Source organism: Demequina mangrovi, assembly GCF_000759715.1.
Classification (GTDB): Bacteria; Actinomycetota; Actinomycetes; order Actinomycetales; family Demequinaceae; genus Demequina; species Demequina mangrovi.
In genome coordinates this window covers 39,113-51,598 of sequence record NZ_BBLU01000002.1, presented here as the reverse complement: position 1 = coordinate 51,598, position 12,486 = coordinate 39,113, and the positions used below count along the sequence as shown (strand labels likewise).

11 protein-coding genes are annotated in these 12,486 nt (G+C 72.3%); 8 read left to right on the top strand and 3 right to left on the bottom strand.

The window, feature by feature from the left end; translation table 11 throughout:
- Positions 1–9 precede the first annotated feature (9 nt).
- The 3 genes from TR42_RS02070 to TR42_RS02060 all read left to right on the top strand — a co-directional run bounded on the left by TR42_RS02070 (position 10) and on the right by TR42_RS02060 (position 3,503).
- On the top strand, positions 10–918 hold the full coding sequence (locus TR42_RS02070; protein WP_042212601.1) for a DUF8171 family membrane protein: 909 nt from the start codon (positions 10–12) through the stop codon (positions 916–918).
- A 66-nt stretch (positions 919–984) separates the two neighbouring features.
- Positions 985–2,700: an ABC transporter ATP-binding protein gene (locus tag TR42_RS02065; RefSeq protein ID WP_042212599.1), complete on the top strand. Its 1,716-nt coding sequence runs from the start codon at positions 985–987 to the stop codon at positions 2,698–2,700.
- The gene (locus TR42_RS02060) at positions 2,697–3,503 is read left to right on the top strand and encodes an energy-coupling factor transporter transmembrane component T family protein (RefSeq protein ID WP_042212944.1); all 807 of its coding nucleotides are present in this window, start codon (positions 2,697–2,699) and stop codon (positions 3,501–3,503) included. Before TR42_RS02065 ends, TR42_RS02060 begins: the two co-directional genes overlap by 4 nt.
- A gap of 48 nt (positions 3,504–3,551) precedes the next feature.
- On the opposite strand, the gene TR42_RS02055 is transcribed toward TR42_RS02060, so the two are convergent.
- Positions 3,552–4,214: a GTP pyrophosphokinase gene (locus TR42_RS02055; protein ID WP_042212942.1), complete on the bottom strand. Its 663-nt coding sequence runs from the start codon at positions 4,212–4,214 to the stop codon at positions 3,552–3,554.
- Positions 4,215–4,441: 227 nt separating this feature from the next.
- Between TR42_RS02055 and TR42_RS14935 the strand changes: the two genes are divergently transcribed.
- Positions 4,442–4,615 (top strand): hypothetical protein, encoded by a 174-nt coding sequence (locus TR42_RS14935; RefSeq protein ID WP_161786608.1) that lies wholly within the window; start codon positions 4,442–4,444, stop codon positions 4,613–4,615.
- A 72-nt stretch (positions 4,616–4,687) separates the two neighbouring features.
- Positions 4,688–5,947: an LCP family protein gene (locus TR42_RS02050; protein WP_042212597.1), complete on the top strand. Its 1,260-nt coding sequence runs from the start codon at positions 4,688–4,690 to the stop codon at positions 5,945–5,947.
- A 20-nt stretch (positions 5,948–5,967) separates the two neighbouring features.
- Here the strand turns inward: TR42_RS02050 and TR42_RS02045 are convergent, their stop codons facing one another.
- On the bottom strand, positions 5,968–6,843 hold the full coding sequence (locus TR42_RS02045; protein ID WP_042212595.1) for an oxygenase MpaB family protein: 876 nt from the start codon (positions 6,841–6,843) through the stop codon (positions 5,968–5,970).
- 116 nt (positions 6,844–6,959) lie between these two features.
- Here TR42_RS02045 and TR42_RS02040 point away from each other — a divergent pair, with 116 nt between their 5' ends.
- The 3 genes from TR42_RS02040 to TR42_RS02030 all read left to right on the top strand — a co-directional run bounded on the left by TR42_RS02040 (position 6,960) and on the right by TR42_RS02030 (position 10,589).
- A complete protein-coding gene (locus TR42_RS02040; protein ID WP_042212594.1) occupies positions 6,960–8,360 on the top strand; it encodes an O-antigen ligase family protein in 1,401 nt (466 codons plus the stop codon).
- Between the two features lie 68 nt (positions 8,361–8,428).
- Entirely contained in the window at positions 8,429–9,484 is a 1,056-nt protein-coding gene (locus TR42_RS02035) for a zinc-dependent alcohol dehydrogenase family protein (RefSeq protein WP_042212591.1), read from the top strand.
- Positions 9,485–9,575: 91 nt separating this feature from the next.
- On the top strand, positions 9,576–10,589 hold the full coding sequence (locus TR42_RS02030; RefSeq protein WP_042212589.1) for a GmrSD restriction endonuclease domain-containing protein: 1,014 nt from the start codon (positions 9,576–9,578) through the stop codon (positions 10,587–10,589).
- Between the two features lie 24 nt (positions 10,590–10,613).
- Here TR42_RS02030 and TR42_RS02025 read toward each other — a convergent pair whose 3' ends face one another.
- On the bottom strand, positions 10,614–12,428 hold the full coding sequence (locus TR42_RS02025) for an AMP-dependent synthetase/ligase (RefSeq protein WP_081953119.1): 1,815 nt from the start codon (positions 12,426–12,428) through the stop codon (positions 10,614–10,616).
- Positions 12,429–12,486: the final 58 nt, after the last annotated feature.

Here is a 12,486-nt window from a genome sequence, read left to right as displayed (position 1 = left end):
GAGCCTTCGATGTCCCAGACCACCGCATCCGACGAGCGTGCCGGAAGGATCCGCGGCACCGTCGCCGGCCTGCCGCGCGACCTGAGCGCGTCGCAGAAGCTCATGGTCTTCGTGCTGGCCATGGCGCTGTCCGGCGTCGCGAACCTCGTCCTCGAGATCATCCCTGACGTGACCATCGGTCCGGTCGACGTCTCCGTCAGCTACTTCGTCTTCGTCCCGCTCGCGCTCGTCGCGCTGCTCAACCCGTTCTGGGCCGCGCTCGGCGCGCCGATCGGCGAGGTCATCTTCGTCGACCTGCTCATGGGCGACTTCTCCGGCCTCGCCGAGGTCGAGGGCATCATCCAGATGTTCCTCGCGCTCTACATCGCCGGCTCGCTGGTGCGGAACCCGCGCAACCGTCTCCAGATCGCGATCGCGGCGGTCACAGTCGTGGTGATCGACAAGGCGCTCTCCGCTCTCGTGGACCTCTCCAAGGTGTGGATCGGCGTCGAGGACGCGGAGTTCGTCGAGGGTCTTCCCGAGTCGATCATCCTTCTCGAGGGCATCGGCTACGCCGTCGACATCCTCATGAGCGGCATCCTGTTCGGCGTCATCCCCGCGATCTGGCTCATCCCGGCGCTGCACGGACGCATCGAGCCGCTGCTCGGCATGCGTCCCCGCGTCCCGGGCGAACCGATCCAGGGCTCGGCTCCGCGCAACGCGCTGTTCGTCGCGGTCGCCGTGGCGCTCAGCGTCGCGTCCTTCCTCTTCGCCTTCCTCGAGGCGTGGGACATCGAGCTCGGCGTGTTCGAGCCCGAGTGGCTCGACACCTACGGCCCCGGCTTCATCTGGGTCGGGATCGGCGCCGCCGCGATCGCCTTCCTCGTGGGTGTCGCGCTGGCCCGCGCCGCGCGCGGCAAGTCCGACGACGAGAACTGACACCCGGGTCCGGGCCGGGGCATCGGTCCCGGCCCGGACCCTCCTCTCCTAGAAAGCCATCGCCGCATGAGCGCCATCATCGAGCTCGACCGGGTGAGCTTCCGCTACCCGGGAGCCACCCGCGACACCCTCCGGAACGTGTGCCTGACCATCGAGGAGGGCGACTTCGTCGCCGTGATCGGCGGCAACGGCTCCGGCAAGACCACCCTGTGCAAGACGTTCAACGGGCTGGTGCCGCACTACTGGGTGGGGGAGTTCGCGGGCGAGGCCACGGTGGCGGGCGTCGACACCTACGACTCGAGCGTCGCCGAGCTGTCGGGTACGGTCGGCTACGTCTACCAGGACTTCCAGAACCAGCTGGTGCGTCCCCGGGTGCGCGACGAGGTCGAGTTCGGCCCCATGAACTTTGGGATGGCCGACTTCGCCGAGCGCGGCGAGGAGGCGATGGAGGCCCTGGGCATCACCCACCTCGCCGACCGCTTCGTGTGGCAGCTCTCCGGCGGGCAGGCGCACCTCACGGCCCTCGCCTCGGTGCTCGCGATGCGGCCCCGCGTCATCGTGGTCGACGAGCCCGTCGCCGAGGTCGACCCGGCCGGCGCACACGCGCTGTACGAGCGGCTCACGCAGCTCAACCGCGAGCACGGCATCACCGTCGTGGTGATCGAGCACCACGCCGAGTTCATCTCGCAGTACGCGAAGTCGGTGGTCCTCATGGACGACGGCGCCCCGGTGTGGCACCTGCCCGTCGCCGAGGCCGCCGCGCGCGCCGACGAGCTCGCGACGCACGGCATCCCCGCGCCGCAGATCATCGACGCCTGCGCCGCGCTCGACGTCGCGGGCGCGCCGCGCACCGTCGCCGAGGCGGCCGCGCTGCTGCGCGATGCCGGCGCCGTGCCGGTCGGCGCATCGTCCGCCGTGCCCGCCGAGGCGGGGGAGGAGGCCGCCGAGCCGGCGCGGGCGGTCGTCACCGCATCGTCCCTCTCGCACGGCTACCGCACCGTCGCCGGGGATCTCATGCCCGTGCTCCACGAGCTCGACCTCACCGTCGACGCGGGCGACCGCATCGCGCTGGTGGGCGGCAACGGCGCAGGGAAGTCGACGCTCATGCGGCTGCTCGGCGGGCTCCAGGTGCCGCGCGGGGGGACCATCGTGCTCGACGGCGTCGACACCCGGTCCACGTCGAGCGCCCGCCTCGCCGACCACGCCGCGTACCTGTTCCAGCGCCCCGAGCAGATGTTCCTCAAGGACTCCATCCGCGCGGATGTGCGCCTGCACCCGGCCGGGCGCGGGCGAGCCGACGCCGACGCGCTGGTCGATCACGTGCTGGAGCGCGTGCGCCTCGCGCCCTTCGCCGACCGCGACGGTCGCACGCTGTCCGGGGGTCAGCAGCGCCGCGCGACGCTCGCGATCGGGCTCGCGATGAGCCCCGCGCTGCTGCTCGCCGACGAGCCGACCGCGAGCCTCGACGTCGCGAGCCGCGACAGCGTGATCGCGATGCTCGAGGAGCTCTCGGGCACCATCGCGGCCGCGGTGGTCGCGACTCACGACATGCACCTCGTGGCCGAATGGGCGACCCGCGTCATCGTCCTCGAGCAGGGGCGGATCCTCGCCGACGTCACGCCTCGCGAGCTGTTCGCGGACGATGCGCTGCTCGCCCAGGCGCGACTGGTGCCGCCGCAGATCGTCGCGCTCGGTCGCGCGCTCGGGCTCGACCCCGTGCCGCTGTCGGTCGCCGAATGGCGCGACGCCGTCGCGCCGACCCGCACGGAGGTGCACGCATGAGCCGCAAGACCAGGGACGTCCTGTCCGTCGAGTGGGTCAAGCTCGAGCTCATCCGGACGGCCTATGCGACGCGCGGCGGCCTGTTCGCGAAGATGGACGCGCGCATGGTCATCGGCTGGTACCTCATGCTGGCCGTCGCGCCGTGGCTGACACACAGCTTCGCGACCATCATCGCGCTGTTCGTCATCACCGCGGTGAGCGCGGCGCTCGCCAGGGTCGGGCCGCTGGTGCTCGGGCTGTTCCTGTTCGGCTTCGTCACCGACTTCGCCTACGCGTTCCTCGCGGCGTGGCTCTTCGGCGGCGACGCGCACACCGCGATCGCCCTCATCGAGATCAACCTCAAGCTCGCCTCGGTCTCGCTCGCGTCGATCGCCGCGTTCGTCTCGCTCGACCCGGAGAAGCTCAGCACGGGCCTGCTCGCGCTGGGGGCGCCCGAGCTGCTGGCCTTCGGTGTCAGCTACGGCTACCGGATGATGCCCATCCTGTTCGAGGAGTTCGGGATCGTGTTCACCGGGCTGCGGCTGCGCTCGGCGCCGGGGGCCCGCGGCTTCCTGGGCCTCAGGGCGCTGTGGCGCTGGGGGACCTACGCGGTGCAGGCGTTCTATCCGATCTTCCTCAACACCGCGAAGAGCGTCCGCACCACCGTGGAGTCGCTCGAGACGCGCGGCTTCACCGCCAATCAGGGTCGCGACCTGCGGATCGCGCGGCTGTCGATCGGCACGCTCGACGTGGCCGTGGTGGCGACGACGGCGGTCGCGGTGGTCGGCGCGTACGCGCTCGGCGCGCAGGTCGCGCTCGGCTGAGCCCGTGCTCCGCGCGGGCCCGGCGCCCGCCGGTCCGGCAGGCGGCGCTCAGGCCTCGGCGCCGTGGATCTGCTGGTGCAGCCGGGCCATGCGCGCGTCGAGCTCCGCGGCGGTCTGCGCGGCCTCGCGCAGCTCCTCGGTGAGCCGCTCCGGCACGTCCGCGTCGTACTTGTAGTAGATCCGGTGCTCGAGGCTCGCCCAGAAGTCCATCGCGACGGTGCGGAACTGCACCTCGACGGGCACCGCGCTGGTGCCGGTCGAGAGGAACACCGGGATCTCGATGATCGCGTGGAGGCTCTGGTAGCCGTTCGGCTTGGGGTCGGCGATGTAGTCCTTGACCTGGAGGACGCGGATGTCGTCCTGCCGGGTGAGCAGCGCGAACAGACGGTGGACGTCCTGCACGAAGGCGCACGTGACGCGCACGCCGGCGATGTCGGTGACGTGCGCGCGGATGGTCGCGAGGTCGCGGTCGATGCCCTTGCGGGCGACCTTGCGCAGCAGGCTCTCGGGCGACTTGACCCGGCTCGAGACGTGCTCGATGGGGTTGTAGTCGTGCAGCTCGAGGAACTCGTCGCGCAGGATCGACAGCTTGGTCTCGACCTCGCGCAGCCCGAACTCGTACTGGAGCAGGAAGCGCTGGATCTCCTGACGCACCGACCTCACCTGATCGGCCGTGACGAGTGGGCCGTCCGCATGTCCCAAGGTCGCCATGGCATCGAACGGAGTGGTCTGCGTCATCGTGTCCCTGTCGTCGTCGGCGGGTGCGAGATGCCCCCTCTGTCAGACGCGCGCGGGGCGCGGCAGGTTCCCTCGGGGCCCTCATCTCGCGGGTCTTCATCTGTTCGCCGTCCATCGTTGTCCGAGCGTTCATGTGGCGCTCCTTCCCCGCGGGCGTCGGGAGCGTCACGCTGGCATCGAGGCCAAGCGAAGGGGGAGAGATGAACGCCCAGGACTCGACGGTCACCGCTCAGGAGCGCTCCGACGGGGCGTACGAGATCGCGCTGCTCGCGGCGCGGATCCGGCAGGTCTCGTCCGAGACCGCCGTGCAGGGGCTCGCGACCAAGATCGCCCGGATCGCGCAGGCCATCGAGCGCGACCCCGAGGACCGGTAGCGCCCGCCCCATCTGCCAGGGCATCGGGCCGTGCTCCCGGTGTCCCGGCGCCTCTCGCGTTACCCTCGCAGCGTGACAGACGACCGCGACGGCACCTCGGGCTCGCGCAACGGCGCACGCCGAGTACCGCCCTCGATCCCTCCGCGCAGCGGCCAGGAGCGCCCCGGCACGGCGCGCCCCTCGGTGCCGGTCCGCCGGCAGAGCGTGCGTCCGTCGGAGGGGCAGCAGTACGACACCCCGCCGGGCCGCAGCCACGCGGCCGCGGCCGCCCAGGCCCCGCAGCCGACGCGCCAGGCGCCGCCCTCGCAGCAGCGCCCCGCATCGTCCACCCGGACCGAGACCGCGCCGCCGCGCCGGCCCTCCGGCCAGCCGCCCGCGGCGCCCCCGCAGAAGCGCCGGCGCAAGCGCCACCCGGTGCGCCGGGTGCTGCTCGCGCTGCTCGCGATCGTGGTGACGGTGCTCGTGGTGTTCTACTTCTGGATCGCCTCGCACATCAACCACGTCGACGCGCTCAGCGGCGCGCCTGACACCCCGGGCCTCACCACGCTCATCGTCGGGTCGGACTCGCGCGAGGGCTGGGACGAGGACGGCACCGAGGGCGCGCGGACCGATACGATCATGGTGCTCCACAAGCCCGAGTCCGGGCCCACGGCGCTCATCTCGATCCCGCGCGACTCGTACGTCGAGATCCCCGGCAACAACGCGAACAAGATCAACGCGTCGTTCGCGTGGGGCGGGCCGCAGCTGCTCGTCGAGACGGTCGAGAACCTCACGGGGCTCACCGTGGACCGCTACCTCGAGGTGGGATTCACCGGCGTCGGCGAGATCGTCGACGCGCTCGACGGCGTCCGGCTCTGCTACGACGAGGACGTCGACGACAAGCTGAGCCGCCTGAAGTGGGAGGCCGGCTGCCACGTCGCGGACGGCGACACCGCGCTCGCCTTCGCGCGCATGCGCTACAGCGACCCGCTGGGCGACATCGGCCGCGCGCAGCGCCAGCAGCAGGTGGTGGCGCGGGTCGCGGACGAGATCCTCAGCCCGGCGACCATCCTCAACCCGTTCCAGCTGGTGCCGGTGGTCGGCGCGGGCCTCGACGCGTTCCGTGTGGATGAGAACGCGGGTCCGTTCGACCTGGTCCAGGTCGCCCTCGCCTTCAACTCCGGGCGTGGCGGCGACGCGGTCTCGGGCACGCCCCCGATCGCTTCCATGAACTACCGCGTCTCGGGCGCCGGCTCCACCGTGCTGCTCGATCCCGACCAGCTCGACCAGTTCTGGGAGGACATCGCCGAGGGCAACCTCGAGCCCGGGACCGAGGTGGGCGGCGCTCCCTGATACCTGACGCGTGGCGCGTCTCAGTCGACGTTGCGCGTCGGCCGGGTCGGGCGGCTCGCCCAGCGGATCGCCCGCGTCGCGGCCTCGCCTCCGAGCGGCCCCAGCGTGCGCGTGGACCAGCGCTCGCGCCCGAGCATCGTGCGCGCCCACGGCGGCAGCAGCGCGACGGCGCCGGAGGCGAGCCCCGCGTACGGCAGCCGCACGGCACGGCTCACCGGCGGCTCGTGCAGCAGGAAGTCGGCCGCATCGCGCGCCTCGGGCGTCGCCGCGAGCTCGCCACGGTATCCCGCGAGAGCCTGCTGGAGCCCGGCGACGGTCTCCGGCAGATCCTCGGCGCCCAGCCGTCGTCCCACCTCCGCGGACTGCGCGACGTACTCGTCACGCTGCGCGGGGTCCAGGGGCCGGAGCCCGTGGGCGGTGTGCGCCGCGAGGAAGGAGTCCGCCTCGGCGAGGTGCACCCAGCGCAGCAGGTGGGGATCGCTCGCGCGGTACTCGCGGCCGTCCGCGGCGCGGCCGCGCACCCGCGCGTGGACCCCGCGGATCCGTGCGATCGTCTCCTCGGCGTCCTCGACCGTCCCGAACGTGGTGAAGGCGAGGAACGTCGCGGTCCGCGACAGCCGTCCCCAGGGGTCCGACCGGTAGCCCGAGTGGCCCGCGACGCCCGCCATCGCGAGCGGGTGCAGGGACTGGAGCAGCAGCGCGCGCACGCCGCCCACGTACATCGCGGCGTCGCCGTGGACGATGCGGATCGCCGCGCCGGGAGGGAACCATCGGGGACCAGGGGTCTCGTGGACACGCGCCCGGATCGCGGGCCCGTCGTCTCCGCCGATCTTCGCGAACAGCGCCGCACCCGCCCGCGCGCGCACGCGTCGGACAGGATGGGCGGTCGAGGTCATGGCTCCAGTATCCGCGCGCGTTAGGATGATCCGCCGGTCTCGTTCAGGTGCGAGCTGATGCGAGGGCGGCCGATGCGCGTCGCCACGGGCTCCCACGTCCCCGAGGAGGAGAGTGCATGCGCGGTCCCACGTCCGATCTCCGAGCGCTCGTCACGCGCACGCGGTCCCAGCGCGCCCGCGCCTGGGTGACCGTCTGGGCCGTGGTGCTGCTGTTCTGCGGTCAGGGCTTCCGCTACCTGCTGGGCATCCCGCTCTACAGCGTGCTGTGCGCGCTCACCGTCGTGGCCGTCGCGATCAGCTTCCGACGCTTCCTCAGCGAGCTCCGGCCGCCGCTCCTGGTGAGCACCTTCGTGGCCCTCGCGGCGCTCAGCGTGCTGTGGTCGGCGACGCCGGGGATCACGGTGCTCGCGGTCGCGGTGCTCGCCGCGACCACCTTCGTCGCGGTGCTCATCGCGCGGGGCACCTCGCGCGGTCAGTTCATGGCCTTCCTCTATCGCGGGCTGCAGGTGAGCCTGTTCGGAGGCCTGCTGTTCGAGCTGTTCGTCGCGGTGGTGATCCGCGAGGACCTGCCGCCGCTCGCGACCGACCTGTCGAGCATCGCGAAGGTCGACGGCGCGGGCGAGCCGATCACGTGGTCGCGCGACAACCTCTTCGTCGGCGGGCCGATCCAGGGCTTCGTCGGCAACCGCAACCCCTTCGCCGCGATCGCGCTGTTCACCGCGGTGGTCGCGGTGATCCTGCTGCTCGAGCGCCGCATCAGGGTCGTGGACGGCAGCATCACCCTCGCCGCGGCGATCGCGGTCCATCTCCTCACCTCGTCGGCGACCGTCACCGTCGCGGCCGTGTACCTCACGGGGCTCACCGTGGCCGCGCTGATGATCCGGCGGGCACGCCCGTCGATGAAGCGGCGGCTGTCCTTCGCCGTGCTCGCCGCGACGGCCGTGGTCGCGGTCCTCACGCTCAAGTTCCGCGAGGAGATCTTCGCGCTCGTCGACCGCGGCCCCGACGCGACGCACCGCACCGCGATCTGGGACCAGGTGGTCCAGTTCGCCTGGGACCGCCCGGAGGGCTGGGGCTACGTGGGCTACTGGCCCATCTGGGAGGAGCCGTACAGCACCATCGTCGACAACGCCGGCGTGGTCGCGGGGCACGCGCACAACGCGTACCTCGACGCATGGCTCCAGCTCGGGCTCATCGGGATGGTGCTGCTCATCGTCATGGTCGTGCTGTCCTTCGGAAGCGCATGGCGACTGGTCGAGCGCGCCAGCCGCGGCGACACGTACGTCCCGCTCGGGTGGGCGCTGCTGACCGCCGGCCTCGCGCTGCAGGCGCTGACCGAGTCGCGCCTGCTGGTCGAGGGCGGCTGGTTCCTGCTCGTCGTGCTCTTCGTCTCCGGCCCGGGCGTCTTCACGCTCGCGATCGTCGACCCGGCGCTCGTGCGCACGGGGGCCCCGTCCGACGACGTCGCGCAGGCCGAGGACCCCGTCACCGTCCTCACCCGGCCGCCGGTGGTCTGATTCGCCCGGAGGGCGCCGCGTGCGGCATGCTCGGGGCGGCAACAGGCCCACCACCCAGGAGGACAGACATGCGTGCGACGGTGCTTCACGGCGAGCGTGACATCCGCGTCGAGGACGTGCCGGACCCCGTGCTCGGCACGAGCGGGCTCGACGCGATCGTGAGGGTGGTCGCGGCCTGCGTCTGCGGATCCGACCTGTGGCCCTACCGAGGGATCACCCGGCCCGCGGTGCCCAAGCGCATCGGTCACGAGTTCGTGGGCGTGGTCGAGGAGGTCGGGTCCGAGGTGACGCAGGTCGCGCTCGGCGACTTCGTGATCGCGCCGTTCTACCAGTGCGACAACACGTGCGTGAACTGCGCCAACGGCATGAGCGTGAGCTGCCTCAACGGCGGCTGGTGGGGCTCCGAGACCGAGGGCCTCGGCTTCGCGGACGGCGCCCAGGGCGAGCGCGTCCGTGTCCCGATGGCCGACGGCACGCTCGTGCCGGTGCCCGGCGGTCAGCCGGATCCGGCGCTCGTCCCGGGTCTCCTCACGCTCGCGGACGTCATGGGCACCGGCCACCACGCCGCCGTCTCGGGCGGGGTGCGCGAGGGATCGACGGTCGCCGTCGTGGGCGACGGCGCGGTGGGGCTGTGCGCGATCATCGCGGCCAAGCGCCTGGGCGCGTCGCGCATCATCGCGATGTCCCGGCACGCCGCACGCCAGGAGCTCGCGGTCGAGTTCGGCGCGACCGACATCGTGCCCGAGCGCGGCGACGAGGGCATCGCCCGGCTCAAGGAGATGTGCGGGGGCATCGGCCCGGACGTGGTGCTCGAGTGCGTCGGCACCAAGGAGTCGATGGACCAGGCGCTGCGCTCGGCCCGCCCCGGTGGGCAGGTCGGCTTCGTGGGCGTCCCCAACGGTGGGCCCGAGCTCCCGGCGAGGACGATGTTCGACACCAACGTCGGCGTGCGGGGCGGCGTCGCGCCGGTCCGCGGCTACATCGAGGAGCTGCTCCCCGAGGTCCTCGACGGCCGCATCGAGCCGGGCCGGGTCTTCGACCTGGTCCTGCCGCTCGAGCAGGCCGCCGACGCGTACCGCGCGATGGATGAGCGGACGGCCATCAAGGTGATGCTCGCCCCCTAGGCCCCGATCCCAGGCGTGGGGGCCGCGGGCTCCATGCGGCCCCGGGCGCGGCGGTAGTGTGGAGCGTTCGTTTTCGCCGAAGGAGCCGCCGTTGTCCGCAGTCCGTCCGTCCCTCGCCGCGCTCCTCGGGATCGGGGTGCTGGCCCTCGCGGCCTGCGGAGCGCCGACCGAGACGAGCACGGTGCCGGGCGTGCCGACCGAGTCGGCCACCGCGCTTGCGACGGCGGACGCATCGGCGTCGCCCGAGGCGTCCGCGAGCCCGACGGTCGACGCGAGCCCCAGCGCGACCGCGACCGCGGACGATGCCGGGGACGGCACCGCCCGCGCGGCGCTGCTCGACCTCGCGGTCAAGCGCGTCGCGTCGTCGGACGGCTACTCGCGCGAGCAGTTCGGCCCGGCGTGGTTCGACGTCGACGACAACGGCTGCGACACCCGCAACGACATGCTCGCGCTGCGCCTCACCGCGGTGGTGAAGGACGGCTCCTGCACCGTGCTGGAGGGCGTCCTCGACGACCCGTTCACCGGGACCGAGATCCGCTTCGAGCGCGGCGGCGCGAGCGAGATCGACATCGACCACCTGGTCGCGCTGTCCGCGGCATGGCAGACCGGGGCGGGGAGCTGGGAGTACGCCAAGCGCGTCGCGATCGCCAACGACCCGCTCAACCTCGAGCCCGTCGACGCGGGGGAGAACCGCTCGAAGGGCGACGACGACGCCTCCGAGTACCTCCCGCCGGACGAGGCGTTCCAGTGCGACTACGTGGCACGCCAGATCGCCGTCAAGGCCAAGTACGAGCTCTGGGTCACCAAGGCGGAGCGCGCCGCGATGCTCGTCGTCCTCGACACCTGCCCGGACGAGCCGCTCCCGGACTTCGGGGACCAGCCCGTGCTCGCCGCGGGCGTCGGCGACCCGCCGGAGCCGGAGGACGAGGCTGACGAGCCGGCCGCGAAGAAGTCCGAGGACGCGCCGGCATCGTCCACCGACCCGCGCTTCTCCTCGTGCGCCAAGGCGGTCGACGCGGGCTACGGGCCTTACGTCCAGGGCCGGGACGAGGAGTACGGCTGGTACCGCGACGGTGACGGTGACGGGACGGTCTGCGAGCGCTGACCCGGCCGCACCGCCCGCCGGCGCTCACGCCTTCGCGTAGATCCCGTCGATCACGTCGGCGAAGTGCTCCTCGACCTGCTTCCGGCGCACCTTGAGCGAGGCCGACATCTCCTCGTACCGCTCGGACAGCTCGCGCGGCAGGACGCGCCATTCGCGGATCGCCTCGGCGCGCGAGACCAGGGTGTTCGCCTGGTCGACGATGTGCTGGATGTGCTCGCGGACGGTCGAGTCCTTCGCGGCCTCGACGGCTGACATCAGCGGCAGGCCCTTGGACTTGAGCCAGCCGGGGAGCATCGCCTCGTCGATCGACAGCAGCGCGCCGATGAAGGGCTTGCCGTCGCCGACCACCACGACCTCCTGGATGAGCGCGTACGGGCGGATCGCGTCCTCGAGGCTCGCGGGCTGGACGTTCTTGCCGCCCGCCGTCACCAGGATCTCCTTCTTCCGGCCGGTGATGGAGAGGTAGCCGTCCGCGTCGATCGAGCCGAGATCGCCCGTGCGGTACCAGCCGTCGGTCATGACCTCGGCGGTCGCCTCGGGGTTCCTCCAGTAGCCCGAGAACACGTTCGGACCCTTGGCGAGCACCTCGCCGTCCTCGGCGATGCGCACGGTGCCGCCCGGGTACGGGATGCCCACCGTGCCGACGCGTACGTCCGACGGCGGGTTGATGGTCATCGGGCCCGCGATCTCGGTGGTGCCGTAGCCCTCCATCACCGCGATCCCCAGCCCGCCGTAGAAGTGCGAGACGCGGGGGACCAGGCGCGCGCCGCCGCAGACGATGTGGCGGAGGTTGCCGCCGAGCGCGTCGCGGACCTTGTGGAGCACCAGGGCGTTCGCGAGGGCCATCTGGGCACGCAGGACGATGCCGTGCCGACCCCGGCGCACGCGCGCCTCGTCGACCTTGCGCGACACGAAGGCGCTCCACCGGAACAGCTTCTGCTTGACGCCTCCGCCGGTGCGCTCGTCGATCACGTTGTAGAACGTCTCAAGCACGCGGGGGACGGTCATGAGCCACGTGGGCCTGAACGTCCGGAGGTCCGAGGCGAGGGTCTTGTGCGACGGCGCGAAGCCGAGCACCGCGCCGCACGCGAGCGCGAGGACCTCGACGTGGCGCGCCAGCACATGCGCGAGCGGAAGGAACAGCAGGACCCGTGCATCGTTCTGCGCGAGCGTCCCGAGGTCGGGATGCGAGGCGCCGTTGATCGCGTGCTCGACGAAGGCGCGGTGGGGGAGGGCGACGCCCTTGGGCCGGCCCGTGGTGCCGGAGGTGTAGACGATGGTCGCGACGTCGTCCGCGCGGACGTCGGCGGTGGCGGCGGCGAGGGTGGCGTCGTCGATGATCGCGCCCGCCTCGGCGAGGACGTCGAGAGCCGGCTCCTCGTCGCCGTCGATCACGAGGAGGCGGTGCGTGCCCTCGAGGGCGCGGGCGACCTCGGCCATCGCCTCGGTCTCGACGACGAGCATGGCGAGCCCGGCATCGTCGACCATCCATTGCACCTGATGCGCCGACGAGCTCGGATACACGGGCACCGTGATGGCGCCGGCGGCCTGGATCGCGAAGTCGAGCACGGCCCACTCGTAACGGGTGTTGGCCTGGAGCCCCACGGTCTGCGCGGGTGCGATGCCCATCGCGATGAGGCCCTTGGCGGCCGCGGACACGTCCTCCTGGAAGGCGGCGAGGGTGACCGGGACCCACGCCCCGGACTCGTCCTTGTACTCGCCGAAGAGGTGCTCGGGCGCCTCCGCGACGCGGTCGCGCAGGAGCGCGGTGAAGGTGTGGTCGTCCGCGGTGCGGACGATCAGCGGTGTCGCCGACTCGGCCAGGTGGGGCGCGCTCATGATCGTTCTCCAGGCTACGCGGGGGCGGCTGACCGCGCCGCGCGTCGGTGCGCCGTCC

Coding starts and splice junctions, on each gene's coding strand:
- TR42_RS02040 (WP_042212594.1), top strand. CDS start 6,960: ATGCGCGGTCCCACGTCCGATCTCCGAGCGCTCGTCACGCGCACGCGG.
- TR42_RS02060 (WP_042212944.1), top strand. CDS start 2,697: ATGAGCCGCAAGACCAGGGACGTCCTGTCCGTCGAGTGGGTCAAGCTC.
- TR42_RS02025 (WP_081953119.1), bottom strand. CDS start 12,428: ATGAGCGCGCCCCACCTGGCCGAGTCGGCGACACCGCTGATCGTCCGC.
- TR42_RS02065 (WP_042212599.1), top strand. CDS start 985: ATGAGCGCCATCATCGAGCTCGACCGGGTGAGCTTCCGCTACCCGGGA.
- TR42_RS14935 (WP_161786608.1), top strand. CDS start 4,442: ATGAACGCCCAGGACTCGACGGTCACCGCTCAGGAGCGCTCCGACGGG.
- TR42_RS02045 (WP_042212595.1), bottom strand. CDS start 6,843: ATGACCTCGACCGCCCATCCTGTCCGACGCGTGCGCGCGCGGGCGGGT.
- TR42_RS02070 (WP_042212601.1), top strand. CDS start 10: ATGTCCCAGACCACCGCATCCGACGAGCGTGCCGGAAGGATCCGCGGC.
- TR42_RS02055 (WP_042212942.1), bottom strand. CDS start 4,214: ATGGCGACCTTGGGACATGCGGACGGCCCACTCGTCACGGCCGATCAG.
- TR42_RS02035 (WP_042212591.1), top strand. CDS start 8,429: ATGCGTGCGACGGTGCTTCACGGCGAGCGTGACATCCGCGTCGAGGAC.